The sequence below is a fragment of the Lederbergia panacisoli genome (assembly GCF_024626525.1).
GTDB classification, from domain to species: domain Bacteria; phylum Bacillota; class Bacilli; order Bacillales; family Bacillaceae_C; genus Lederbergia; species Lederbergia panacisoli.
The window spans coordinates 1-24012 of sequence record NZ_JANJGU010000015.1; the positions used below are offsets into that span (position 1 = coordinate 1).

General features: G+C 38.6%; 23 protein-coding genes, 1 pseudogene and 1 riboswitch. Of the genes and pseudogenes, 11 read left to right on the top strand and 13 right to left on the bottom strand.

Annotated features, from left to right (window positions below; translation table 11 throughout):
- Positions 1-284: 284 nt before the first annotated feature.
- Positions 285-2192 carry an alkaline phosphatase family protein gene (locus NQ185_RS16245; protein WP_257583066.1) on the bottom strand — a complete coding sequence of 636 codons (1908 nt, stop codon included), beginning with the start codon at positions 2190-2192 and terminating at the stop codon, positions 285-287.
- Positions 2193-2353: 161 nt separating this feature from the next.
- Here NQ185_RS16245 and NQ185_RS16250 point away from each other — a divergent pair, with 161 nt between their 5' ends.
- The 11 genes from NQ185_RS16250 to NQ185_RS16300 all read left to right on the top strand — a co-directional run bounded on the left by NQ185_RS16250 (position 2354) and on the right by NQ185_RS16300 (position 10757).
- Positions 2354-2920 carry a DUF3231 family protein gene (locus NQ185_RS16250; protein WP_257583067.1) on the top strand — a complete coding sequence of 189 codons (567 nt, stop codon included), beginning with the start codon at positions 2354-2356 and terminating at the stop codon, positions 2918-2920.
- 344 nt (positions 2921-3264) lie between these two features.
- Positions 3265-3351, top strand: a riboswitch (cyclic di-GMP riboswitch).
- Positions 3352-3498: 147 nt separating this feature from the next.
- Entirely contained in the window at positions 3499-3843 is a 345-nt protein-coding gene (locus NQ185_RS16255; protein WP_257583071.1) for a DUF192 domain-containing protein, read from the top strand.
- A 15-nt stretch (positions 3844-3858) separates the two neighbouring features.
- Entirely contained in the window at positions 3859-4041 is a 183-nt protein-coding gene (locus tag NQ185_RS16260) for a Flp family type IVb pilin (RefSeq protein ID WP_257583072.1), read from the top strand.
- Between the two features lie 45 nt (positions 4042-4086).
- Complete coding sequence (locus tag NQ185_RS16265; RefSeq protein ID WP_257583073.1) at positions 4087-4605, top strand: A24 family peptidase; 519 nt, start codon at positions 4087-4089, stop codon at positions 4603-4605.
- Positions 4602-4985, top strand: a complete 384-nt coding sequence (locus tag NQ185_RS16270; protein ID WP_257583074.1) for a TadE/TadG family type IV pilus assembly protein — start codon at positions 4602-4604, stop codon at positions 4983-4985. The genes NQ185_RS16265 and NQ185_RS16270 overlap by 4 nt, the downstream gene beginning before the upstream one ends.
- A gap of 9 nt (positions 4986-4994) precedes the next feature.
- Entirely contained in the window at positions 4995-5900 is a 906-nt protein-coding gene (locus NQ185_RS16275) for a pilus assembly protein TadG-related protein (RefSeq protein WP_257583076.1), read from the top strand.
- Positions 5901-5908: 8 nt separating this feature from the next.
- Complete coding sequence (cpaB, locus tag NQ185_RS16280; protein WP_257583077.1) at positions 5909-6574, top strand: Flp pilus assembly protein CpaB; 666 nt, start codon at positions 5909-5911, stop codon at positions 6572-6574.
- 26 nt (positions 6575-6600) lie between these two features.
- Positions 6601-7449: a CpaE/TadZ family protein gene (locus NQ185_RS16285; RefSeq protein WP_257583078.1), complete on the top strand. Its 849-nt coding sequence runs from the start codon at positions 6601-6603 to the stop codon at positions 7447-7449.
- Entirely contained in the window at positions 7421-8869 is a 1449-nt protein-coding gene (locus tag NQ185_RS16290; protein WP_257583079.1) for a TadA family conjugal transfer-associated ATPase, read from the top strand. The genes NQ185_RS16285 and NQ185_RS16290 overlap by 29 nt, the downstream gene beginning before the upstream one ends.
- Before the next feature lie 3 nt (positions 8870-8872).
- Positions 8873-9835: a type II secretion system F family protein gene (locus NQ185_RS20275; protein WP_257583080.1), complete on the top strand. Its 963-nt coding sequence runs from the start codon at positions 8873-8875 to the stop codon at positions 9833-9835.
- Positions 9836-9839: 4 nt separating this feature from the next.
- The gene (locus tag NQ185_RS16300; RefSeq protein ID WP_257583081.1) at positions 9840-10757 is read left to right on the top strand and encodes a type II secretion system F family protein; all 918 of its coding nucleotides are present in this window, start codon (positions 9840-9842) and stop codon (positions 10755-10757) included.
- Positions 10758-10923: 166 nt separating this feature from the next.
- On the opposite strand, the gene NQ185_RS16305 is transcribed toward NQ185_RS16300, so the two are convergent.
- The 12 genes and pseudogenes from NQ185_RS16305 to NQ185_RS16360 all read right to left on the bottom strand — a co-directional run.
- On the bottom strand, positions 10924-13809 hold the full coding sequence (locus NQ185_RS16305) for an endo-1,4-beta-xylanase (protein ID WP_257583082.1): 2886 nt from the start codon (positions 13807-13809) through the stop codon (positions 10924-10926).
- A 448-nt stretch (positions 13810-14257) separates the two neighbouring features.
- Positions 14258-14824: an NADPH-dependent FMN reductase gene (locus NQ185_RS16310; RefSeq protein ID WP_257583083.1), complete on the bottom strand. Its 567-nt coding sequence runs from the start codon at positions 14822-14824 to the stop codon at positions 14258-14260.
- Position 14825: 1 nt separating this feature from the next.
- Entirely contained in the window at positions 14826-15884 is a 1059-nt protein-coding gene (locus tag NQ185_RS16315; RefSeq protein ID WP_257583084.1) for an LLM class flavin-dependent oxidoreductase, read from the bottom strand.
- A 16-nt stretch (positions 15885-15900) separates the two neighbouring features.
- Entirely contained in the window at positions 15901-16842 is a 942-nt protein-coding gene (locus NQ185_RS16320; protein ID WP_257583085.1) for a ring-cleaving dioxygenase, read from the bottom strand.
- Positions 16843-16891: 49 nt separating this feature from the next.
- Entirely contained in the window at positions 16892-17335 is a 444-nt protein-coding gene (locus NQ185_RS16325; RefSeq protein ID WP_257583086.1) for a MarR family winged helix-turn-helix transcriptional regulator, read from the bottom strand.
- A 99-nt stretch (positions 17336-17434) separates the two neighbouring features.
- Complete coding sequence (locus NQ185_RS16330; RefSeq protein ID WP_257583087.1) at positions 17435-18484, bottom strand: C45 family autoproteolytic acyltransferase/hydrolase; 1050 nt, start codon at positions 18482-18484, stop codon at positions 17435-17437.
- 138 nt (positions 18485-18622) lie between these two features.
- On the bottom strand, positions 18623-19210 hold the full coding sequence (gene cdaS, locus NQ185_RS16335) for a sporulation-specific diadenylate cyclase CdaS (RefSeq protein ID WP_257583088.1): 588 nt from the start codon (positions 19208-19210) through the stop codon (positions 18623-18625).
- Positions 19211-19381: 171 nt separating this feature from the next.
- On the bottom strand, positions 19382-20365 hold the full coding sequence (locus NQ185_RS16340) for a ring-cleaving dioxygenase (protein WP_257583089.1): 984 nt from the start codon (positions 20363-20365) through the stop codon (positions 19382-19384).
- A gap of 286 nt (positions 20366-20651) precedes the next feature.
- Positions 20652-21830, bottom strand: a complete 1179-nt coding sequence (locus NQ185_RS16345) for an MFS transporter (RefSeq protein WP_257583090.1) — start codon at positions 21828-21830, stop codon at positions 20652-20654.
- A 405-nt stretch (positions 21831-22235) separates the two neighbouring features.
- Positions 22236-22697, bottom strand: a complete 462-nt coding sequence (gene gerQ, locus NQ185_RS16350; protein WP_257583091.1) for a spore coat protein GerQ — start codon at positions 22695-22697, stop codon at positions 22236-22238.
- Between the two features lie 24 nt (positions 22698-22721).
- Positions 22722-23198, bottom strand: coding sequence for a cell wall hydrolase (locus NQ185_RS16355; protein ID WP_257583092.1), 477 nt, complete (start codon positions 23196-23198; stop codon positions 22722-22724).
- Between the two features lie 326 nt (positions 23199-23524).
- Positions 23525-23911: pseudogene (locus NQ185_RS16360) on the bottom strand (pyridoxamine 5'-phosphate oxidase family protein); the annotation flags it as partial.
- Positions 23912-24012 lie beyond the last annotated feature (101 nt).

Here is a 24012-nt window from a genome sequence, read left to right on the forward strand (position 1 = left end):
GGGTTCAACTTCTAGTTTAGGAGACTTTTTTGCTTTCGTCCATAAAATGGCCCCCTATTATTCCAATTAATAGGAGGTAAATTAAATTTATTTTTTGGCCTGTGGATACATATGCAATGCTAGTGGAATATCTCCGCTTATATCTGCCTCTTATGCTGGTTTATATTCATTAGCAGGAAAATCTCCGCCTATTAATTCTAATACCTTTACGAAAATCAACTATTAATAATAACAGAGCTTAAATGTTAAAAATTCAGAGGGGGAACTAACCCATCTGAATTTTTTTATTTCGGTCCCAATTCTGGGATCCTTTCCCCTTCAACAAAATCTGGCTGTTTAATATCTATTAATTTATATAAAGTTGGTGCAATATCAAGGGTAGAAATTTCCGACTTAATTGTTCTTTTTTGAATTCCATTTCCCGCAGCTAAAAATATCGGAAATAGTTCTTTTCTAGACGGATCGCCCCCGTGGTTGCCAAGCACCTCCGCGGTCAGAACTTTTTTTTCATCATCTTGAGACATATAGTATCCCTTTTTCGCTACTAAAAGAACATCGCCGGCATTTTTGTGCTCATATTGATTTTGACTCTTCTTGGTTAACATGACTTTTTCATAAGGATTAATCTTACGTTCGAAAGAAGCAAAGAGCGCGGTATCTTTTATAGCATCAAAAGGTTCAGACATCCCTCTTTCCTCGCCTATGAATTTTCCGTTAAATTGACCGTACGCATAGGAAAAGTATTGCTTGATCGGAATTCTCTTCTTTTTAACACGTACTTTTTTAAAGATAGAGGTAATTTCGTTGCGGACAGATGAGTATTCCTTCTGATCGACTACACCGAACTTTTGGGTCCTTTTAAAGTTGATAAATACATGTGCGATCGATCCGCTCGCGACAGCAAAAGCTTTTGATTTTTTCGCATCAATTTTTCCTTCACGGTCTTTTACTAATAAACCATGTTTCTCAAGTTCCTCGTTAGGTGACAAGCTCGAATGAACTGGCTCCATTCCATGGTCAGAAACAAGAAAAATTCGGTCCTTATCATTCATCTTTGAAAGAGTTTGGCCAAGCATATCATCGGTCAAATGATAGGCCCAACGAATATAGCCCATATAAAGCTTGGATTTTTCTCTTGAATAACTCGGTTGCCTCGGGTCAATAAGCAAGTAATTATGCGACTCATGGTCAACTTGTGGATAATAAAAGAATAGTAAGTCGGGCTTGTACCGTTCTTTTATAAATAGCGAGACATCTGTCGTCCACTGAGCAAAGCGGGTGCTAATCTCCTCGTATTCTTTTCGTGTTATCCATTTTTTCTTAAGTGCCCTATCATCATCTTGTACAGGAAAAAATCCGAAATTCTCATTGATAGTCTTTCTAAAACCTCGAGGGCCTTTAATGACAGCTGATGTCACTGCTGTCCTGTATAATTTAGCATCGGAAAGATCAGGATTTTTTGCTTTTACTTTAAATGTAAACCCCGCTAATTCCTTGTTTTTAGCCTGAAAGGAAAGGGAACCCCATGCATTTACATACACTTTTTCTGCGGATTGCATATTCGGCTCGAAGGAAACATAAAGTTCCTTTTGCTTACCAGAACTTTTCGCCATAATGTAAACCGTACGATTGCCCATCTTATCTAGTTTTAGTGGAAAACTCGCTTTTTTAAAGCTTTTTTCTGACTTAAAATCTAAGGATACATAATCACTATCGGCCCATGTATCACCATAATAGATTGCATAATTCGCCGCATTTCCGAACTTCGGATTGGAACCGGGAAAAAGAATCGTTGCCGTCGTTTTTCCTTCTTTCCGAGCTATAGACCATACGGGTTTGGCATCAAGCGAAGAAAAAAAGGCACTGTCGAGGTTTGTTAACTTTTTGCTCGGCTTGTGAATTTCATTGCTGACCATCCCAGTTGCGCTCGGTCTTGCACCTGTTGCAATAGCGGCATGAGAGGAAGAAGTTAAGGATGGGAAAATGGTCTGTACTTTTTCCGCATACATTCCCTTGTCTGCCACTTCGGTAAAATGTGGCATGTCCCCCTCCTTCATATACCTTTCCAAATAGTCGTGGCGCATACCATCAAATGAAACTACCATGGTTGAGGCTTTTTTCTCCGCACTCAATGCAACGGAAGGAAGGACTATCATACATATAAAAGTAAGTAATAACAGTTGTTTTTTCATGTCAGTAACACACCTATCTCCTACTAAGATTGTATGGTGTTTACCCGTACGCAACAGAGTCTAAGCCTTTGCCTTAATTCCAATATTACGGATGACAAATAATGAATACAAATTGAATAGAGGGGGAAAATTTACTATAGATATTTTTGATGGAGGTCATTATGCCGAAGCCTGGACTAATTTTTGAATCTGCTATTAATGTCATACAGTCACTTACAGATAATAGAAAAAACCCTTTGCATATAGGAGAGGTGATGGCCTGTTGGTCATACCTTGCTTTTGTCGAAAACATCATTACTTTTGAAGAAGTTGGCCTAAATACAACAATAAACGACGGAGTGAAAGAGTTATACGAAGATAGTAAAAAAGTAGCCACAAATCATAAAATGGAGCTGACTAAATTAATGCGGCAAGAAGGAATACCTTTGCCAAGTTCTCCAGAAAATAAACCATTGTCAGACCCAGCTGCCATACCATTTGGAGTAAAATTTACAGACGATGAACTCGTTAACACGCTAAATATGAACTTTGTCGTTGCCGCCGATTTGTGTGCAGCTGCTGCCAGCCAATCAGTTCGAACGGATATCGCTCTCATGTTCCTCAAATTTCAAGTTGATAAATTATGCCTAGGTTTAAAGGCAAAGGAATTAATGCAAAAAGAAGGCTGGCTCAAAATCCCTCCTTTTTACACCTCGCCTGGATTGCCTAATAATGAACAAAGCAATTGAATAATAAAGAGTCTAAAATACCCTTTCCAAAATTAAGTTGGAAAGGGTTTAATGCTTTAATGAGATAAGACTGCAGACAACTAAAATCACTTCTATCGCATAAATTGAAGTTTCCCCTCGTTTCTCATACTTTATTCTGTAAATATAGCTATTCCGCACTAGAGAAGCGCATTTTATGTAATAGGACATGCGCTTTTTTGCCTACAAAACCAAAAGGAGAACAGGAAAATTAAACCAAAATTACTAGTTAGAATTTTTAGAAAACAGGCACAAGAACCTATTCCCTATTCTGAAAAGTAAGACTAGTATTAAAGCTAAGAGACGTAACGACATAGGTTACCATATCTCGACAAAGGCAAACCTGACGAAAGTCAGGGACGCAAAGCTACAGGGGCTTATGTGCTATAGCGCATTGCCAGCCAGCTACCGAAGGAACGGGTAAAAAGTTAGAGCGAAGATCAGTTCTTCATGTTTATGGGGAAATGTTCACATATACATGAAAAAACAATTCTACCTTCTAAACGTATGAACCTCCCTTTCGGTATTGGCGGGGTTCATTTTTTTGTGGAGGTGAATGTATGAAGGGAATGGACAAAGATACGGGTCAAGTAATTGTGGAAAATTTGAAGCCTGCTTATTCTTTTATGAAAAGGCTTAAAGGGCTTATGTTCCAGAAAACCTTGAAACCGGGATCGGGTGTCCATATAAAACCGTGCCAATCGATTCATACCTTTTTTATGAAATTTCCAATTGACGTCATTTATTTAGATAAAGAGATGAACGTCGTTGGAATGCAACAAGCTTTACCGCCAGGGAAGCTAGGCAAACGTTTTAAAAATGTACATTCTGTCATTGAAATGAAAGCGGGGACAATCTCAAAGTGTAATGTAATTGTTGGACAAGCACTCATACTAAAAAACTAAAGGGGATAAATGACAATGAAAAACTTTTTAACGAATTTCTTTAAGGAAGAAGAAGGACAAGGTATGGCGGAGTATGCGTTAGTACTTGGTATTGTCGCAGTTGGTGTAGTCGGAATACTAGTGTTTTTTGGGGAATCAATTGTTGAAAAGTTAACTGAAATTGCGCAAGAGTTTTCTGGTAAAACATACACACCGTAATTTACTTTAACTTTTGACAAACTTTTTTCAAGGAGGAGGACCCTCATGCAAATCATCGATTGGTTATTATTAATTATTCTTGCAATCTGTTTCATTACCGATGTGCGGGAACGGAAAATTTATAATAAGATTTTGCTGCCGGCTCTCCTCCTTGCGATTATATGGAATATAGTAACAGAAGGTTTAAGCGGATTCGGCAGCTCCATGCTCGGAATGACTGCCGGATTTTTGCTCCTTTTGATTCCATACTTGATGAAAGGCATGGGAGCAGGTGATGTGAAATTATTAGCGGTCATCGGTGCAATGAAAGGAGCATCTTTTGTCTTATTGACCGGTGTATATATGGCCATCATTGGAGCGGGAATCGCAGTGATCTTAATCGCGTGGAGACTATTACGTTCACGTCAGTTACTCACTTTATTTTATAGAAACAGCCTCATGAATTTTAGAATGAAACTTGAGCTTATTCGTTCTTATTCCTCTAACAAAGCTTTCCCCTACGGAGTTGCAATTGCTTTTGGAGCAGTTGTCACCTTACTTACGAACGGAGTGATTAGCCTATGATTAGGGACGAGAAAGGCCAGTCTTTAGTCGAGTTTGCGCTTGTCATTCCTATTTTTTTATTGCTCATCCTCTTTATTGTAGATTTGGGAAGAGTGGCCTATACGTATACAGCTCTCCATTTCACAGTTCAAGAAACAGTACGGATTGGTAGTTTTGGTCATGAAGACGCGGAAATGTCCACATATGCACGCAACCATTTTACTGCTGGAAATCCAGATAAGCTTGCGATAGCGATCTCCCCTTCTAAAGCAAATCGGAAGTCGGGAGATTACGTAAAAGTGGAGTTCACATATTCTCTTAATCCTATCATGCCACTTGCTAATCTCGTAGTATCCGGACCTATCAAACTAAAAGTAGATTCGACAATACGAGTAGAATGAGGGATTGCGATGAAGTTTTTGAAACGGCTAGTAACTAATGAAGACGGCAATATCGTTCTTATGTCTACCTTTCTTTTCCTCGCCCTCACAGCATTTGCAGGACTTGTCGTGGATGGTGGACATTTATATTTAACAAAAGCGCATCTTCAAAAAGCCGCAAATGCTGCTGCACTTTCTGGAGGGCAGGAATTAACTTCCGACCAAGAATCGAAAGTAAAGAGTCTTGTGGAAAATATTGTCGATGCCCACGGAGAGTCGTTATCTCTTAAAAATGTCGAAATAGAGATGGAGAAAAAGGTTTCGGTTAATCTTACGAAATCAGTAGACTTATTCTTCTCAAGCATTTTTGGAATGCAGGCCGTAAATGTTTCTACTAAAGCAACTGCACAAATCGGGTCAATGGGTCGTGCGTATGGTGCTGCGCCAATCGGGATCAATGACTCCGTCCAATTGAATTTTGGAGAAGAATATACCTTGAAGGTAGATGAAACCGGTGGAGAAACTGGGTTTTTTGGTATTTTGGGTCTTCAAGGACCTGGAGCAAAATTATATGAACAAAACTTAATGCATGGTTTCGATGGTGAATTAAAGGTAGGGGATATCGTCAATACGGAATCAGGTAATATTGCAGGTCCTACACAGCGTGCTGTCGATTATTTAGTAAAGACTTGCAACGACATGAATGCAAAAGATTGCCCCCGTATTTTACTCATCCCTGTTTACAAACCGTATAACGTCGATGGAAATAAAATGAAGGAAGTAAAAATAACTGGTTTTGCTCATTTTTATATTTCTGAACCAATGAACGATAACGACAAAACAATTAAAGGAATCTTTTTAAAGAGAGTTACAACGGGTTTTGAAACCGAGGACGCGTTAAACAAAGGGGCTTATTCCCTTAAATTAGTAGAGTAGGTGGGAAAATGCGTTCGCGCACATTATTTTTATTAGCGATATTAATGGGTTTAATCACCACGATGCTTTTTGTATTCAGCATGAAAAATGAGCAGCCTGCAGCTAGCGAAACGATTGAAATGGCAGATGTGGTCGTAGCAATTTCCCCCATTAAAATAGATCAAGTCATAACAGACGAAATGATAGAGCTAAGAGAGATTCCGTTAGATCAAAAACATGTATCGGCTGTTAAAAATAAAGAAGATGTCATTGGCAAACTAGCAGCAGCAAAAATTGAACCGGATGAAGTGATTCTCCTACATCGACTGCAAACTAAGGAAGAACAATCAGCAAGTTTATCAAAAAAAGTAACGGATGGATTACGTGGAGTATCCATTGGACTAAATATCGTACAGTCAATCACTAATCTCGTAGAACCGGAAGATTATGTAGATGTAATTCATACAGTAAAAAAGAAAAAAGGAACAGAAGAAATCGTAATTACAAAACAAATACTTTCGAATGTCCGCGTATTAGCAATTGGTCAGAAATTGACCATTACAAGTGACAATAATGAAATAATCGAATTCGGAGAAGTGACTTTAGAGCTCTCTCCCGAAGATTCCGTAAAAATAGTAAATGCCCATGAAACAGGATCACTACACTTGGCCATTCATTCGCGTATCCAAAAATAAACCGACAGAAAGGAGACTATCATACCATGGAACAAGACGTGACGAAAACAGGAAAAGTAATCGCGGTCTGCAGTGCAAAAGGCGGTGTTGGCCAAACGATGATTGCCAGCAATCTAGCAATTGCTCTACATAAACAAAATTTATCGATTGCACTTGTAGATGGAAAATTGCAGTTTGGCGATATCGCTGTTGCCCTTAATCTAAGGACAAGTATGACGATTAAAGATGTCGCTGAAGAATTTGACAGCATTGACCATACACTTATATCAAACTATATGTTTGAGCATGAATCTGGCATTCACGTCCTTCCAGCACCGGACCGCCCTGAGTACGCTGAACTCATTACAAAAGAAATAATGGTTAAGACCATTACAATGCTTCAACAACAATTCGATTACATTATCATCGATTGCGGCTACGCATTCCATGAAACGACCCTCGAACTTCTAGATTTAACTGATGAAATACTTGTGGCAACAACACTTGAAATGATTTCTCTCAGGAATACGAAACAATTACTTGAAACTTTTGCACAACTAGATTTTATGGAAAAGACAAAGATAATTGTTAATCGATATGACATGGAAAGCCTCATTAAGGCCGAGGATGTACCTGTCATGCTAAATGTAGAAGAAGCGCATTACATATCTAATGACTTTAAATTAACAAGTCAATCGTTGAATATTGGTATCCCTATCCTTAGCCTTAGAAGTCGATCGGCCATTGCTAAGGATATATTTAAACTATCAGGAAAGCTTTTTAAGAAGACGTCAGACGTAAGTGGTAGCAAAGTTAAAGCAAAACGCTCAGTAAGCTTCTTTAAAAGACAAAAGCGTGGTGGAAGAAATGAGTTTATTAAATCGACTGCAAAATAAAAAATCAATTGGCAATGAAGTTAAACAGGTCGCGTTGAATCAAACACCCATATCTACTGCAGTTCCTTCGCCACCCCCTACTCCAGTAGTCCAAATAGTCGAAAAGCGTGTTCCGGAACAGGTGGCAGAACAGAAAGTTTCTAAACCAAAGAAGCGGTTAAATGAAAAAGAAGATGAATTTAAAAAGCTTGTACATAAAGAAATTTTACAAGAAATTGAATTAGACGAAAATACAGATGATCTCAAACATAAAATTGAAAATATCATACTTGAATTAATGAAAGAAGATGAAAGTTACCGTAAATCAATTGACAGGAAAAAAATAACGAATGAACTCGTCAATGAATTGACAGGTTTCGGTCCAATTAATCCGCTTTTACTTGATGATCATGTGTCAGAAGTTATGGTCAATGGACCAGATCAAGTGTATTGTGAACGAAACGGACGGTTAGAAAAAACGAATGTTGTTTTTAGGGATAACGAACATGTAATGAACGTAATTGAACGAATTGTCGCTCCGCTCGGAAGAAGAATTGACGAAACGAGTCCGATGGTTGATGCAAGACTACCTGATGGCTCTCGTGTGAATGCAATAATACCTCCCCTTGCACTAAACGGTCCGACGATTACAATACGGAAATTTGCAAAAGATCCATTTACTATACAGGACTTAATTCGTTTTGGAACTGTAACCGAAGAAATGTCACTTTTCATGGAAGCTTGTGTAAGGGCAAGGCTGAATATTTTTGTAAGTGGTGGGACAGGGTCGGGAAAAACGACGACATTGAACGTTCTTTCTAGCTTCATTCCTGACGATGAACGGATTGTTACAATTGAAGATGCTGCTGAACTTCAACTTAGACAAGACCATGTAATATCGCTTGAATCACGTCCGGCAAATATCGAAGGATCAGGGGCAATATCCATTCGTGACCTTGTTAGAAACTCGCTTCGCATGCGGCCGGATCGCATAGTTATCGGGGAGGTGCGTGGAGCGGAAGCACTCGATATGCTTCAAGCGATGAATACTGGACATGACGGTTCCCTAGCTACTGGGCACTCCAATAGTCCACGTGATATGATATCCCGTCTTGAAACGATGGTTCTACTCGGGGGTATTGATCTTCCTGTCCGGGCAATCCGCGATCAGATTTCAGGTGCGTTAGATTTGATTATCCAACAATCTCGCTTAAAAGATGGGACACGCCGAATAGTTAATGTGACAGAAGTTCAAGGACTTGAAGGAGATGTCATCGTACTTCAAGATGTTTTCGTTTTTAAACAAACGGGAGTTGATGAAAACGGAAAAATCATAGGAAAAATGGTTCCAACGGGTGTACGGCCAAAGTTTTATGAACGGCTCGAATCATCCGGGATCTTTATTCCACCGCATGTATTTATCGAGAAAGGCGGTATATAAAAAGTGAACGAACTCGTTATCTTATTTATTCTTCTTACCGCGACACTCTTTTTTTGGGCGATTCTCGTTCGTCTTTTCCAGCAAAAACTTCTAATGAAGGAAAGATTAAACGAATATATATTTAATGAAAATTCAACAGACGATAAAGACAAACAGATAAAAAAAATAGTAACTCTTACTTCAGCAAAAGAAAAAGTGAGAAAACAATTAAAATCAACGAATAAAAATGAACGCATTCAAATGATGTTACAACAAGCTGGCGTTCCCTTAAAACCTGAAGAATATGTGATGTTCCAATGGATTTCAATTGCCTTTTTCGCTGGATTCTTTTATTTGTTAAAGAACTCCATCGTTATACTTATTTTCGGAGTACTATTTGGGTTCGTTTTGCCAAAGTTAATCATTAAATCCAAACAAAAAAAACGTTTGCGTAAATTTAACGATTACTTACCAGAAATGATTTCTACGGCAGTCAATGCACTTCGGGCGGGGTTCAGTTTTTTTCAAGCGTTGAAAAACGTCATGGAAGAATCCCCTTCTCCAGTCAAAGAGGAGTTGGAAATAGTTTTAAAAGAAATGCAATACGGAACTACGGTGGAAGAAGCGCTGAACCGACTTAAAGATAGAATGCCAAGTGAAGACCTTGATCTCATGATTCAGGCAATCGTTATTCAAAGGCAAGTTGGCGGAAATCTCGCCATGGTCCTAGAAAAGATTGTCCATACGATCAGGGAACGAATTTCCATTCAAGGCCAAATTCGAACATTAACGGCTCAAGGGAAAATGTCTGGGACAGTAGTTGCTCTTTTACCGGTTGGTTTAGCTGGTATACTTTTTCTTGTCAATCCATCTTATATGATCGTTCTCTTCACGAACCCAATTGGACTTGTTCTTCTTTGTATCGGTGCAATTTCAATGGTACTCGGCTATTTTTTCATTTCAAAAATTACATCCATCGAGGTATGAAAAAATGTTATTATTTTTAGCCCTCCTTACAATTATTTTAATGCTTATTGGCACTTTACTACTCCAACTCGAATCTAAAAGAGCTATTGAGGATCGAATTGCTTTCATTAAAGGTAATGATATAGCGAATATCCCGAAAAGTGACGACCCAAATCAAAAAGAGAACTTATATATGCGTTTTGTAGAGCCGCGGATGAAACAGTTTAGAAGAAGTTTCAACCGATCAAAAAATAAAGGTGTTACAGAAAAGATAGAACGGAAGCTGCTTCAGGCAGGAAGTCCATACAATATGAGTCCGTTTGATTTTAGAGTTGTGCAAATGATTCTTTTTATTGTATTGCCGATGCTAACGATTGCTCTTGTCGTCATGGCAAAACCTTCATTTAGTATTTCATTCTTACTTGTTATCGGTAGTCTTGTGGCAGGAGGATCAGTACCACATTTATTCTTAAAATCACAAATCAATGCAAGGGCAAAAAAAGCAGTGAAAGAACTGCCTGATTTTATAGATCTTCTTGCCGTCAGCATGGAAGCTGGCCTAGGGTTCGATCAGGCATTAAGCCAGGTTGTACTTAAAAAACAAGGTGTATTAGCAGATGAATTTCAACGCTGCCTAGAGGAATTAAGGCTTGGAAAAACGCGAAGGGAAGCATTGTCCGGCGTACGAGAGAGATTAGATGTCGATGATGTGAAACTATTGGTCGGAAGTGTAATACAAGCGGAGCAGCTTGGTGTAGGAATGGTGCAAATTTTACGGATTCAATCCGATGAAGTTAGGCAAAGGCGAAAACAACGAGCCGAAGAACAGGCGATGAAAGCTCCGATCAAAATGCTTTTTCCACTTGTCTTCTTTATATTCCCGTGTATATTTATTATTTTATTAGGCCCAGTCATGCTCCAGCTTATGGAAACATTTAAATGACATAGGTGCCAGGTTCTTGTCAAACGGGTAAGGTGCATACAAGAACTAAAAGACTCCCCACCAAGACGGTTGAGAGTCTTTTGGAATTGAGCATTATCACCTTAAAATTAATTGTCACTTGTTTATATTAGGCGATGAGTTACATCATAACGAATTGTTTTTGGTTTTAGTTTACTCGGCTTGAGTTGCCGGAATTTCCTGGTTTACCTGGTTTTTCCCGTTTACCCGGTTTTTCCGGTTTACCTGGTTTTTCTGGTTTTCCAGGCTTTTCTGGTTTTCCAGGCTTTTCCGGTTTGCGGGGCTTTTCCGGTTTGCGGGGCTTTTCCGGTTTACCGGGCTTTTCAGGAGTTTCAGATTTTACAAGTGTTAAGATACCAAATACAGATGTGTCTTGATATCCTTGGCCAGACGTGTCGTTCCATGTGGCCACGCTTTGACGAGCACCGTCTTTACCATCATTGATTTGAACGTCAAAACCGATATTTATATCATTTTCCGGAACAACCGTTTTGAATGGGATTTTCATTTCAACTGTATAGCCATTATCAGATACATGGGTAGCAGATTCGAAACCTTCTCCAATACTTGCAGGGTTAAAAGAAGTTTCATTATCAAAATTCACCCTATATTGTCCATCGCCATTTTCATAGAATGATGTTTTGGCATTATTCTCGTCTATGAAGACCTCGATTGAATCCTGCTCCCACGGATTTTGGCTTGATTTGTCAAGCTCGGTGTCGCTAACTTGGAACAAGACATACAGATTATCTTGATCCCAGAGTACCTTGGCTACACCGTTCGCTCCATGCCAGGCGGTCTGATAACGATTAATTTCCAGTTCGGGTGCGTCTTTCCAAACATCATCAATCATTCCATCAATGACTGGCGTACCAAACAGTGCCGTTCCTTGATTAGCCTCCTTCTCCGCAGGCTTATGCTCTTCAATAAATTTTTCTGGATCAATGACAGCATAATATGCTGGTTTTGCTTTCATATCTCTATCGAACAATAATGGACTCTGAGCCGCTCTCCAGCTTGTTGCGTCATTTAATCCCCAGAATGTCACACGGGTGATATGCTCAGCATGTTCTTTGTAGATTTTGAACAATTGGGCATATAAATATCCTTGTGCAATCGCTTGTTGCTCAGTTAGGACATTGTTGGTCCCCGCTGTAATGTCAAGCTCCGTCACGCCTACTTCTACACCTAGGGAGACAAACTTTTCCAAGGAACGCCGGACGTTTTCTGGGTTCGTGTTTAAATTGTAGTGGCCTTGCATGCCGATTCCATCTATAAGACGTTTTCCATCATTATCTGCAGCATACTTCTCATTGATTTCTTTCACCATTTGATAAATGGCTTCCGCTTTGTTCTGATTATCATCATTATAATCATTATAGTACAGTTTTATATCCAAGCCTTTTTCGTCCAGTACTTCTCTTGCTGCCAGAAAAGCTTGTTCGAGGTAATCAGGTCCAATTGCTTTGTACCATCCAGATTGACGCAACGACCCTTTCCAATCTGAGGGGTTCGGCGGGTTATCGTTCATAGCTTCATTGACTACATCCCAAGAAATCACTTTATTATCAAAATGTTCAACAACCGTTTTGACATGCATTCTTAAATTTTCGAGTGCCTCTTCACGGCTCAAAGGATTACCATTTACATCACTATGCAGTAATTCATTTGATTGCTGATGCCAAACAAGTACGTGACCATGCATCTGAAGTCCCTCGTTCAAAGCTTCTTCAACAAGTTCATCCTCTGCGGTAAAATCAAATTCCCCCGCATCGTTATATGCATAGCCAGGTTTCATGGCATTTTCTGCTGTTACGAGATTGTGATGCATTTTGAGAAGTTCAAGTCCAGTACCTTCCAAGTCTTTTGAAGAGACTGCGTTTCCAATCAGGAAATAGTCATTATAAACATCTTTTATTGGTGTCAACCCCCTCTCAATATCGGCTGGTCCGGAACTAGTAGGCTCAAAATGAATGTCGTCGATAAAGAAAGAAGCTGTCGCGTTATTCGAGCTTTCTACATAAATCGTTACATATTCTCCGCCCACACTGTCATAACGATATTTCCCTTCAAGCTGGACCCATCCGTCTTCGGTACTTATAGTCTTTCCTTGAAGGTTATTATAACTAGCGCCATCCCCTTCACCAATTTGAGTGGATAGCTGAAGTTGAGCGCTTTCTGGAGATATCAAATTTACCCAGGCGGAAATATTATATTCATGTCCCCTATCAATATACTTCTCTACTCGTAATGTCGGTCCATTCCACGCTTTTGTTCTATTTTCCACTTTCAATGCATAAGAGCCATCATCAGTATGATTTGCTTCATCGGTCACTGAAAGTATTTCTGTATCACCTCTTGCTTCAAAGCCTTTAGTTGTTTGATCTTCAAAATTAATCGTTGTAAATGGCTCTGCTGGTGACCTTGGCTGCTCAACTTCCCCTTCAGCCGGTGTAACATCCTTAATCAAGACTTCATCAATAAAGATGTCAGCCTTTGGTTTATCCTTATTGTCCTTGTCGTCTGCTTCCAACCAGATTAGAAATTCAGACGTATTTATAGGAACTTTATATCCTTTAAGTTCAAACAATGTCCAGTCCGTCGAACTTACTGATTGATTGCCAATTAACCACGGATACTTGTTATCTAGCTCAGAAGAATCTACCTTTGATGCAAGATGCAAAGTATCTTCCCCTTCACCTATCCTCACTTTAAAGGAGATGTCGTAAGTATGCCCCGATTCAAGCAAACTTGTTATATTCAAACTGGGGCTGCTGGTCCTGTCAGCGCGGTCCTTGAACTGCAAAGATTTGTTCCCATCCGATGCTACTTCTGACGAAATAATGACTTTTCCGTCACCGGCCCAACTTAACTTGGACCATCCGCCACTTTCTCCATCCTCAAAGCTTTGAGACAAGACAACTGGATAATCAACGGGTGCTTCCGCATTTACTATTTTCATCGTCCAGCCTGATTGGATGACCAAAATGGTTACAAGAAGTAATGATGCAAGTTTTTTTAACTTCCTACCCAATTTGAATTCCCCCTAATAGATTTCTTCTAAAGCATGCTAATTGTGGCTGTTTCCTCCTTACACAATTTACTTATAAAGTGGACCGTTTCACCTCCTCCTCATTAAACTGCAAGATGGTATATAATAAGTTGCGCAAGCGGGTTGGCTACTACCATACTAAAATACAAAAACAAATAAAAATTTTTAAAACGCTTTCACTAATATTATAGTCTCGTAAAATTTATTTTGCCTAGCGGATAAACAAAGTTGCTGGAAAAGGGGAATTAGTACCTGCTCGCATTCCATAAAAAGGGTCTTTTGTACGAGATAAAAGCTACAGAACAATCATCCAATGAATTGGTAACGTTAAGATGTTCATTATATCTCCATACACTAAGATCCCTTTCTAATACTGAATTAGAAAGGGATCTTAATAACTTTTATATATCAATAATTTCATTTGAAAAACTTAAAAATCATATTCTGCATCTTTTGCTTCACGAATCTTTTCATATGCATCCACAAGAAGCACAGTATCTTCTACTAAGCGCTCAATACGGAATATAATATCATCATTTACTATTTCGTTTCGGTAAAAATCCTTTTCTTCTATAAATACATACGTGGGAACGATATGTGCCTTCATATAGGAAAGGATTGGCTTTAATTGTTGCTCCGCCATCAAATAATGTTTCGCTGTTCCTGCTGTCACGAGTATGCTTGCTACTTTATCTCTAAACGCGTTGACGGGCAACAAGTCAAAAATATTTTTTAATGTGGCAGCAATAGACGCTTGAAACACGGGAGTTCCGATAATAATAGCGTCTGCTCCCATAATTGTCTCCGTCACATACTTTGTATCGCCATCATATTCCCAGTAATTGCGCCCATCACTAAAGACCATATCATATTCAGCTAAATCAAGTAATGTAATCTCCGCTTCCGGGTACTTTTCACGAGCTTTATTTAGTGTGTAATCCATCGCAATTCTTGTTTTATTTCCCACATTTGAGCCAGAAATACCTACTATCTTCATGTTAACTACCCCTCGTATATTTCTTAATAGCTGGTAAAATTTCTGTAGCAATCAGTTCTATATTTTTCATAATCTTATCGAACGGCACACCGCCAAAATCAATCTGTGCCATAAAACGCTGCTGTCCATACAGTTCGTATTGATAAATCATTTTTTCGATAATTTGCTGTGGACTTCCTATCATTAGCGCGTCTCGATGATCAGTAGCTTGAGCAAATTGCTGCTTTGGATAGCCGCCGCCTCGTAACGCGAGCATACCTGAATTCGCATGTGGGTAATATTCACGAAGTGCATCCTGTGAAGTATCAGCTGTGTAAAATAAACTAGTCGTTGCGATTGGCAATGTCGCTGGATCAAAACCATTACGTTCAGCTCCCTCACGATACGCATCGACTGAAACCTTAAAGTTAACTGCCGGACCGCCAAGCGTAGTCAGCATCATCGGCACTCCTGCATACCCAGCCTTAATCGCACTAGCAGGTGGCCCACCTACTGCACGCCAAATTGGTAAATGACCATTCAGAGGCTGCGGGAGAATCATTGCATTTTTAAGCGGAGCACGAAATTGTCCTTCCCATGTTACTTTTTCTTCGTTATTCAATTTCAGAAGAAGCTCTAATTTTTCTTCAAATAATTCCTCATAATCACGGACATTATATCCGAGTAAATCATATGCCCCTACACGGGAACCACGCCCGGCGACAATTTCCGCTCGCCCTTTTGAAATTAAATCAATCGTAGCAAAATCTTCATATACACGGACAGGGTCTGATACACTCAATACCGTTGCAGAGCTAGCAATTTTAATATTTTTTGTCGCTTGTGCAATTGCTCCTAAAATGACTGTATGTGCCTGTGTAGTGAAATGAATTTGATGACTTTCGCCGACCGCGAAAACATCAAGACCTGCCTCATCTGCAAGCTTACTAGCCTCTATCAGTTCTCGAATTCGCTGTTCTGCGCTAATCATGTCACCTGTATGTGGATTAAATAAATGATCTCCAATCGAATATAATCCAAATTCGATTCCCTTACTTGGATCAATACGATATTGCCCCATGTTCACTCTCTCCTTCTTAATCTAAAGGTGTTAATTTTGCTTCAATTTCTGCGCGTCGTTCTTCTAAAAACGGTGGTAAATCTAATTTTGTCCCTAATTCTTCAACTGTTGAATCTACAGTAAACCCTGGGCCATCCGTGGCAATTTCAAATAAAATGCCATTGGATTCACGGAAATATAGACTCTTGAAGTAAAAACGGTCGACAATTCCAGATGAGTGGAAACCTCGTTCTTTAACGGCCTCTTCCCAATAACGTAATTCCTCTTCATTTTTCACACGAATCGCCAGATGATGGATACTTCCTCTGCCTGGTTTTTCCCTTTCACCGTCTTGCTGTTTAATGACAATTTCTCCGAATGATTGTCCTTCAACTGATTGATAAATAGCTTGAGTATCTGAACGGCTAACTTCAACATAGCCAAACATATCACGTAATGTTCTAGCTGTTTTTTCCAAGCGACGGACTGTTAATTCGACTGCTCCCATTCCTAAGATACGATGTTTTTTTTCAATGACAGACTCTCCCCAAGATGTCCAATATTCAGGAACATCATTACCGTTATTATTTAATAAGACCATTCGCAGTCCTTCAGAATCTTCAAAATGGAGTGCATCACGCCCGGCATATTTCGTCATTTCTCCATGCTTAACATCCATAGACTCGAAACGCTTTTTCCAAAACTCAAGACTTTCAAATGATGGAACAAGTAAACCAATTTGAGTAATGGCATTTGTGCCACGGTGTGTCCTTCCTACATAAGGCATTTCAAAAAACGTTAGCTCCGTCCCGGGACTACCTGTTAAATCTCCGTAAAATAAGTGATACATTGAAGGATCGTCTTGATTCACGGTCTTTTTTACTCTTCTGAGTCCTAACACTGTTTTATAAAAATGATTATTAATTTGAGCATCCTTCGTAATCATCGAAATATGGTGGTGACCAGGTATGTTATACATATTGCTTCCTCCTTCTTAAGTTGACTAATCAAGTGATAATTTAAAAAAATTAATCAGATGGTAATTCTCTTTTCTGACTATTTTTGTGTACCCGTGTCATGAGTTTATATAGTGTTTTCTTTTCTTCTTCATTCAATACATCATCAAAAAATGATGATTGGAACGCAAGTTGCGCTGGCATTGCCTCTACTAAGATAGATTCAGCCTTTTCTGTTAGACTAATCGTTTTCGTTTTCCAGTCTTGTTTTCTATTTATATAGCCTTCTTTTTCAAGTCGTGCGAGCATACGGGAAATACCACCTTGCGTAACAGTTACCTTTTCAGCTAAATCGCACTGTGTAAGCGGCTGGTATGTCTTAACTTGAACGAGTACATCAAATTGAGCAGTAGTTAAACCAAATTGCTTTAGAAATTCATTCGACAACTGGTTGCTTTGATTTGTAAAACGCATTAAACGCAGCCAGATTAATGATCCAAGTGTATTATTACGCAATTTATTCCCTCCTTAATGTCACTTTACTACTCAAGTGACAAAAAATCAAGGTTAATTCATTTATTACGTATATTATTTCTGCTACCGACTAAAAAATCCTTAAATCATGCTCATATTGATAAATGGCGTATCATAATTAAGAATGCCCTTGATTCGCTTAATATTTATATTTTCACCATCTAAGAAGCGATTAAAGTCAAAAATTACCGGCATTCGATTACCTCCAATCGCAAACAAAGCTTTTCTTTCTCTTGGCACATAAGCAGATGTGTGGATTGTTCCAGCAGAAGCACCATAGTTGCTAGAAAATATTTCTTTTTCATCCTCGTTCAATATTTGATAAGCCCGGTATACATTTAGATTATCACTTTGTTGTTTTTCCAGAGCTTTTTGTCTTCTCAAAGAGTCATTCATACGATAGCGGTTTTCTTCTGTTAACAGTTGAAAATGATTCGTACTTATATTTGATTTTCTTGCCTCAACTTTTCTTGGTGAAGCTTCCACAACAAATGTCTCACCACTTGGATCCAATAATACGTAACTAAATGAGGTTCTGTGGGGAATTTCCTTTAATAAAGAGATTGCTTCATCAACATTAGCACAAATTTCTAAAATGATGCGGCCAATCATATTACATACAAAACCATTCCCCGACCTAACCCGATTAATAAAGTTATAACCCATCGCAAGCCCTTTTTCATTCATTCCATCAGTGCGTCCTGTAATTTGCATGGAGGGACCGATAACTGCATAGCCAGTATCTGTAGGCTGATAAATGGTATACCGTCCTTCGTAGTAACCTGGATGACTGTCATAATTTCGAACTAAAAATTCGGAACCTGTTAAAATGGAGCATCCACTCTTCTCATATTCAACATAATATCCTCCAAATTCTCTTAGTGCATCCTCTACTTTCCACTTTAATGCATCTGCTAATCCCTGTAGCTCATCCAACATACCAGGAATAATCCTAGAGAATAATTGAACAGCTTCTTTTTTATTAATATTAAAATGACGTTTTCTCCTAGAAGCCCATTGCTTTTCGCGATTCAACAGAATAGGGGACTCCTTTAGCAACTCCCCTTGCATATAGCCAAAATCATAATGATTCCCTCTAAATTGAACGATTTCACTATAAACATTTCCCATATATAATCCCCCTTTTAACAAAATGTATTGTCAAAAGCTCCCCAATAAAATCACTTTACTAATCAACCGATGAAGCTTCAAGTTATTTAACCCAAAGAAAGATTCCCCTCTATTTTGTAAATCAATAATTCCTATCTCCTACTGGTACTGACCCGTATTAACTGGATAGAGATTTCCATTAAAACCGAATGAAACCCTGCCTGTCTCTTCTGAAACTACGAGTACGAGTGCATCGCTCTGCTCGGATAAACCTAGAGCAGCACGGTGTCGTGTACCAAGTTTTTTATCACCTACAAATTTGTCTGAAAGTGGAAGAACATTAGCTGCTGAAACGATTTGATTAGCATTTACCATTACAGCACCATCGTGAAGAGGATTTCCGGGGAAAAATATAGATTCTAATAATGAATGCGTTAACTCCGCTCTTATTGGAATACCCGGTCTAATCAAAGGTTCAAGAGAATCTTCACGCTGAATCACAATTAACCCGCCATGTCTACGGTGATATTTATCAGTAAACGGAGCCAAATAACAATTTAAATAGAAGCTAGCTGCCTTCATGTCGATAGTGATAAAATTCTCTTTAATTTTTTCAAAACTTCCGAGAAGACAATTGTCTTCTTGATCCATCACACCTAAAATAGACTGAAGCCCCGATATTACTTGGCGGATCTCATCCTTTATCGTTTGTTTCATTGGTGAAAAGTCACAATTCGTATTGTTCAAAAAGACGCACCTCCCGTAGCATATATATTTATTATGTGTGATGACGTTATGTGGCATTCAGGATCCAAAAAAACAAGCTATTTCATATCAATTGAAATAGCCTGTAAAGGTTGATATATCAATATTATTACTTTTACGTTCCATAATAGGTGTACTTTTGTACAATATTAGTTAAAAGTATTCTTTTTCAATATTAAGTGTACTACGTACCGTATCGATCGGTCTTACAGCAGCCTCAATTTGTTCTCGTTTTCCTTCAAGGAATGGCGGTAACGATAAAATTTCTCCTACCGTTTCGTATGGCTCATCCCCCATAAAGCCTGGGCCATCTGTTGCCCATTCAAATAGGATACCCTGAGCTACACGTGCATATAATGATTCGAAAAAGAATCGATCCACATAGCCCGAAGTGCCAAAACCAAACTTTTCCAAACGTTCAATCCATTCATATAATACTTTCGTATCTTCCACGCGGAAAGCTGCGTGATGCACTGTACCGAATCCTTGTCGGCCTGCTGGTAAAACCACATTGTGCTCCACAATTACTTGTGCACCATTTCCACCCTCACCGACTTCAAATAAATGAAGTGAACCTTCTTTAGCAATTTCACGCATTAACATTGCTTTTTCCAAAACTTCTTTGAAATAGTCAAATTGCGCAATACGGATATGAATGGGTCCGAGTCCCGTAATCGCAAACTCCAGTGGTACTGGGCCATTTTGCCAAGGTGTTCCGGATTGAACACCTTTGTTAAATTCATCAGAGACTAACATATATTGTTGATCATCAAAGTCCACAAATGAGATAGTATTCTTACCAAACACTTCTTCAATACCATTATTTTTCACTTCGTACTTTTCAAATCGCTTCAACCAGTAATCTAATGCAGCATCTGATGGGACACGGAAAGATGTTTTATAAATCTCATTCGTTCCATGCGTACCTTTTGGAATACCTGGGAAATCAAAAAATGTCATATCTGTACCGGCGGAACCTTTATCGTCTGCGAAGAATAAATGATACGTTTGAATATCATCTTGATTTACTGTTTTCTTTACGAGACGCATTCCTAATACATACGTGAAAAATTCATAGTTTTTCTCCGCGCTGCTTGTTATGGCTGTTACGTGGTGTATTCCTTTAATATGGTTCATGGTGTTTCCTCCTCGTATATTATTATTGCGAATAAAATATATCAAATTCATGCAACCAACTAAAATCATTTACTACTAATTAAATTATTACTAATTTGAGATATTTGAAAAAAATTAATATGCTTGTGCTATCTTTAGGAATAAATCCATTTATTGAATAACTATTCTTTTGAAATTACCTCGAATTCGAGATAATTATATATTAACTTATTTGTATATGTCAACTAACTTTAAAAATAAAGCCACTGAAAGGCATCGTTGCTTCTTGTATTTTTAAAAAGCGATACTACAATGCTGTCATTGCTTTCCTTTTGTTCGAGAGTAAAGAAGAAGAATAAACAATTAGAAAAGCCAACATGATGAAGGCTGATACAAGATAGATTGAACTATAATTTGATTTTGCCGCAATTAAACCTAGTATAGCTGAGCCTCCTCCAATTCCGATGTCAAGGGCATTATAAAACATGGACGATACCTTTAAATAACGATCTGGTGTCGTATTATTCAATACCCAAGCTTGCAATGCAGGGAATAAAGCTCCTTGCCCCATTCCATATAAACACGCGGCGCTTAACAAGCCATATAATGTAGTAGATTGATATAATAAAACAAATCCAATTATCATTGATATAGAACTTGGAATGATAACCCAAACAGGACCTATTCGGTCAAAGGTTTTCCCTGAAATGAATCGAATCAAAAATGCACTTATTGTATTAATAAAATAAAACCATGCTACGCCTTCAATGTTTAATTCTTTTGCAAAAAGTGCCATAAAGCTCATGACACCACCCATGCAAACACCCATTAAGAGAATTAGAAAAGAAGGAATCATTACAGATGAATCAATCAACGGCTGTAATAAAGCTTGTTCTTTTTCATTTTCACTCCTTTGACTTTCCGGAAAAGAAATGAAACTAACACAAACTAAAAATAAAAGTACACTGGCACCAGCTGTGATAAATAATATGATAGGATTATAAGATTCAATTAACCACATACCGACAAAGGGCGATATCGCCAGTGCAATGGTAGTACCATTTCCTATCATCCCTATGCCTTCTCCCCTTCTTTCATTTGGAATAATCTCAGCCGCTAATGTAGTAAGAATGGTAATCGACAAACCTAAACCAATACCATGAAAAATCCGAAGGGAAAGAGCAAGAAAAAAACTGTTCGCTATGTAATAACCAAGTGTTGAAACTAAACAAATAAGTATAGAAGTTACTAAAACCTTCTTTTTTCCAAAACGATTGGTAAAGATCTCAGTAAAAAAACGAATAAACACTGCGGAAAACGTAAAACTGCCTATAATCAAACCTATCTGCGAGGTGCTAAACCCATTTTGGTTTGATAAAAAAAGTGGAAGTGTCGGCAATAATATATCAAATGCAAAAAAAGAAAAAGCATTCGCTAACATGAGTAAGATAAATATTTTTGTCCAGAGTGATGTCTTGTTTGACATGGTATATATTCCTTTCTTGAAAAGGTGGGCACCACAATCAATAAAATAACCCATTTATCCTTGCATATATAATGAAAAAACTTCCTCAAAGCTTATATTATTTCATCATTTCTTGGTTATAACTTTCCATCCTTAATAATGTAGCCATAAGGAAGATTAGAGCCTATATACCCTACCTTTAGTGAAGCTGCCTTTATAAGTGTAGAGATTCTCTGACTCTTTTCCTCGTAAAACCAAGCATACAGACCGAATTTATATCAGATTACCATTTATTGTATCAATAGCACCAGCGAAAAACACCTCGTTTCAATTTATTTCCGAATTTACATTCAATATGTAGTCGGAAATAAAAAAACCGCTCATCCTCCAAAAAAGAAGTAAGCGGGTTTTAAGCGTTCTACTAATTCATTCCGATGTCGTCAGGGACGCTTGGACATCCGGACTGATTTTCGGGTAAGGATAGTTAATTTTTTCATCAAATTCCACCCAGTCGAGATTTGCCATCATTAGCAGGAAGCGTTTGCCGCTGGACGGATCGCTAATGATGATGTGGTCACGACCAGCCGTTTCTATGCGCCCGTGGTAAACCATTGCGTTCCATTTGTTGTTACCTTGATAAGTAAAGTAGAATGTGCCTACCTTACCTTTGTTGAAGCGTATGATATTTTCAATAAATGATTCTTGAACCGCGCCTGCTAGAAGTTGCTGCGCGGTGCCCATCGGGATCACCGGGGCAGCATACGAGGGCCCAGAAGGCATAGCCATCGGAGAGCCAGTAGGTAGTGCGCGACTGGTCTGCATCATGGAAGCGTCATAAAAACTAGGATAATAATTCATTGGATAATAACCAGAGTTTCCACAAGTCATGGGAAGATCAGCTCCTTTATTAATTTATCCATAAAACTCTGGGCAATAGCCCGGTACCGCGACATAGAAGCAATGGTTCTTGTACGCAAAATCAAACCTCGTATTAGGGGATCTTGGCATCGTTTCGGTACAAGGAGCTCGGAACTTTTTCCCCGGACTCGGGTTAAAAAACCATAAATTCATTCTTGAACGAGGTTCCCTGTGACCGTGTAACAAATTCCTAGCCCTCTGAAGGTCAGCTTCTGTGGGGCGTTGTGTATACAATGTTCCATTTAAGACCGGCTCGAAGTGAGGAACAGAGGTTCCAGGTATGGTTTGATAGATTGCATGTCTGATATTGCGCAAATTTTTAAAGTCAGGAGCACAGTCAGCCTCGACTCGATTAGCCACAACCGTTCCTACCATGTTCATCCCTTTAACGCCTTCACCGACTGCTTCCGACAGCATGAGCCTTGCTAACTCCTCCACGTCACGTGAAGTATGTTTTATTCGTCTACCCATTTTCTCACCACCTTCGGCTTATACAAGTAACCTATTACCTGAAGCTGGTTTTGGTAACTTGCCTATAAGCCCAAATACTTTGCTTCTGAAAATCATAATATTGGGACATACGCTTTGCCCGTTTTCCCTACAAGGCGAGTATTGCACTTAAAATTAACCTATCTGTAGGCGTAACCTAAGTTAAACCCAGATGTAATCCCAACAGTTGCCTATTTCTGAAATCATAGATCTTTCAGTATCAACCTAGAGATTAATATAGCAATAAATGAATCATACTCAATATAGCAAAATGGATTGTCCTATAACCAGACAACCCATTTTTCCTGTTATTTGCTCAATTCAACCGTTTCATTAACATCTGTCCATTTAGAACTTTTCCCTGTCATACGTTTATAAAGAAAGGCGACTTTCTTCGTAAAATTTCCCGTTTCCCAATATTCAGCTGCTTTCGCTTTTACCTTTATTAAGACAACATTAGGATCATCGTAGGAAGTTTGCATAATTTTTTCATATGCTTTGCTCCACAATTCCTTTTTCTTGTCTAAGTCCTTTACAATTTCCGTTCTTCCACGGACGGAAACATAGGATTTACCTGCATAAGCTACATTAACATCTTGATCATGCAAAATTTCTTCATATTTATTAGTTTCTTTTTTTGTGAAGAACCATAAGTCACCATCAAATTCTACTTCTTGTGTTTTCATAGGACGAGTTTTTCCACAAGCTTTTTCTCCATTAAATTGATACAGATGAATCCATGTTTGAAAAACAGAGGGGGGAACCCCGATAGAGCTAGCAATGGACCGTTGACTCT

Coding starts and splice junctions, on each gene's coding strand:
- NQ185_RS16245 (WP_257583066.1), bottom strand. CDS start 2,192: ATGAAAAAACAACTGTTATTACTTACTTTTATATGTATGATAGTCCTT.
- NQ185_RS16250 (WP_257583067.1), top strand. CDS start 2,354: ATGCCGAAGCCTGGACTAATTTTTGAATCTGCTATTAATGTCATACAG.
- NQ185_RS16255 (WP_257583071.1), top strand. CDS start 3,499: ATGAAGGGAATGGACAAAGATACGGGTCAAGTAATTGTGGAAAATTTG.
- NQ185_RS16260 (WP_257583072.1), top strand. CDS start 3,859: ATGAAAAACTTTTTAACGAATTTCTTTAAGGAAGAAGAAGGACAAGGT.
- NQ185_RS16265 (WP_257583073.1), top strand. CDS start 4,087: ATGCAAATCATCGATTGGTTATTATTAATTATTCTTGCAATCTGTTTC.
- NQ185_RS16270 (WP_257583074.1), top strand. CDS start 4,602: ATGATTAGGGACGAGAAAGGCCAGTCTTTAGTCGAGTTTGCGCTTGTC.
- NQ185_RS16275 (WP_257583076.1), top strand. CDS start 4,995: ATGAAGTTTTTGAAACGGCTAGTAACTAATGAAGACGGCAATATCGTT.
- cpaB (WP_257583077.1), top strand. CDS start 5,909: ATGCGTTCGCGCACATTATTTTTATTAGCGATATTAATGGGTTTAATC.
- NQ185_RS16285 (WP_257583078.1), top strand. CDS start 6,601: ATGGAACAAGACGTGACGAAAACAGGAAAAGTAATCGCGGTCTGCAGT.
- NQ185_RS16290 (WP_257583079.1), top strand. CDS start 7,421: ATGAGTTTATTAAATCGACTGCAAAATAAAAAATCAATTGGCAATGAA.
- NQ185_RS16300 (WP_257583081.1), top strand. CDS start 9,840: ATGTTATTATTTTTAGCCCTCCTTACAATTATTTTAATGCTTATTGGC.
- NQ185_RS16310 (WP_257583083.1), bottom strand. CDS start 14,824: ATGAAGATAGTAGGTATTTCTGGCTCAAATGTGGGAAATAAAACAAGA.
- NQ185_RS16315 (WP_257583084.1), bottom strand. CDS start 15,884: ATGGGGCAATATCGTATTGATCCAAGTAAGGGAATCGAATTTGGATTA.
- NQ185_RS16320 (WP_257583085.1), bottom strand. CDS start 16,842: ATGTATAACATACCTGGTCACCACCATATTTCGATGATTACGAAGGAT.
- NQ185_RS16330 (WP_257583087.1), bottom strand. CDS start 18,484: ATGGGAAATGTTTATAGTGAAATCGTTCAATTTAGAGGGAATCATTAT.
- NQ185_RS16340 (WP_257583089.1), bottom strand. CDS start 20,365: ATGAACCATATTAAAGGAATACACCACGTAACAGCCATAACAAGCAGC.
- NQ185_RS16345 (WP_257583090.1), bottom strand. CDS start 21,830: ATGTCAAACAAGACATCACTCTGGACAAAAATATTTATCTTACTCATG.
- gerQ (WP_257583091.1), bottom strand. CDS start 22,697: ATGACTTGTGGAAACTCTGGTTATTATCCAATGAATTATTATCCTAGT.
- NQ185_RS16355 (WP_257583092.1), bottom strand. CDS start 23,198: ATGGGTAGACGAATAAAACATACTTCACGTGACGTGGAGGAGTTAGCA.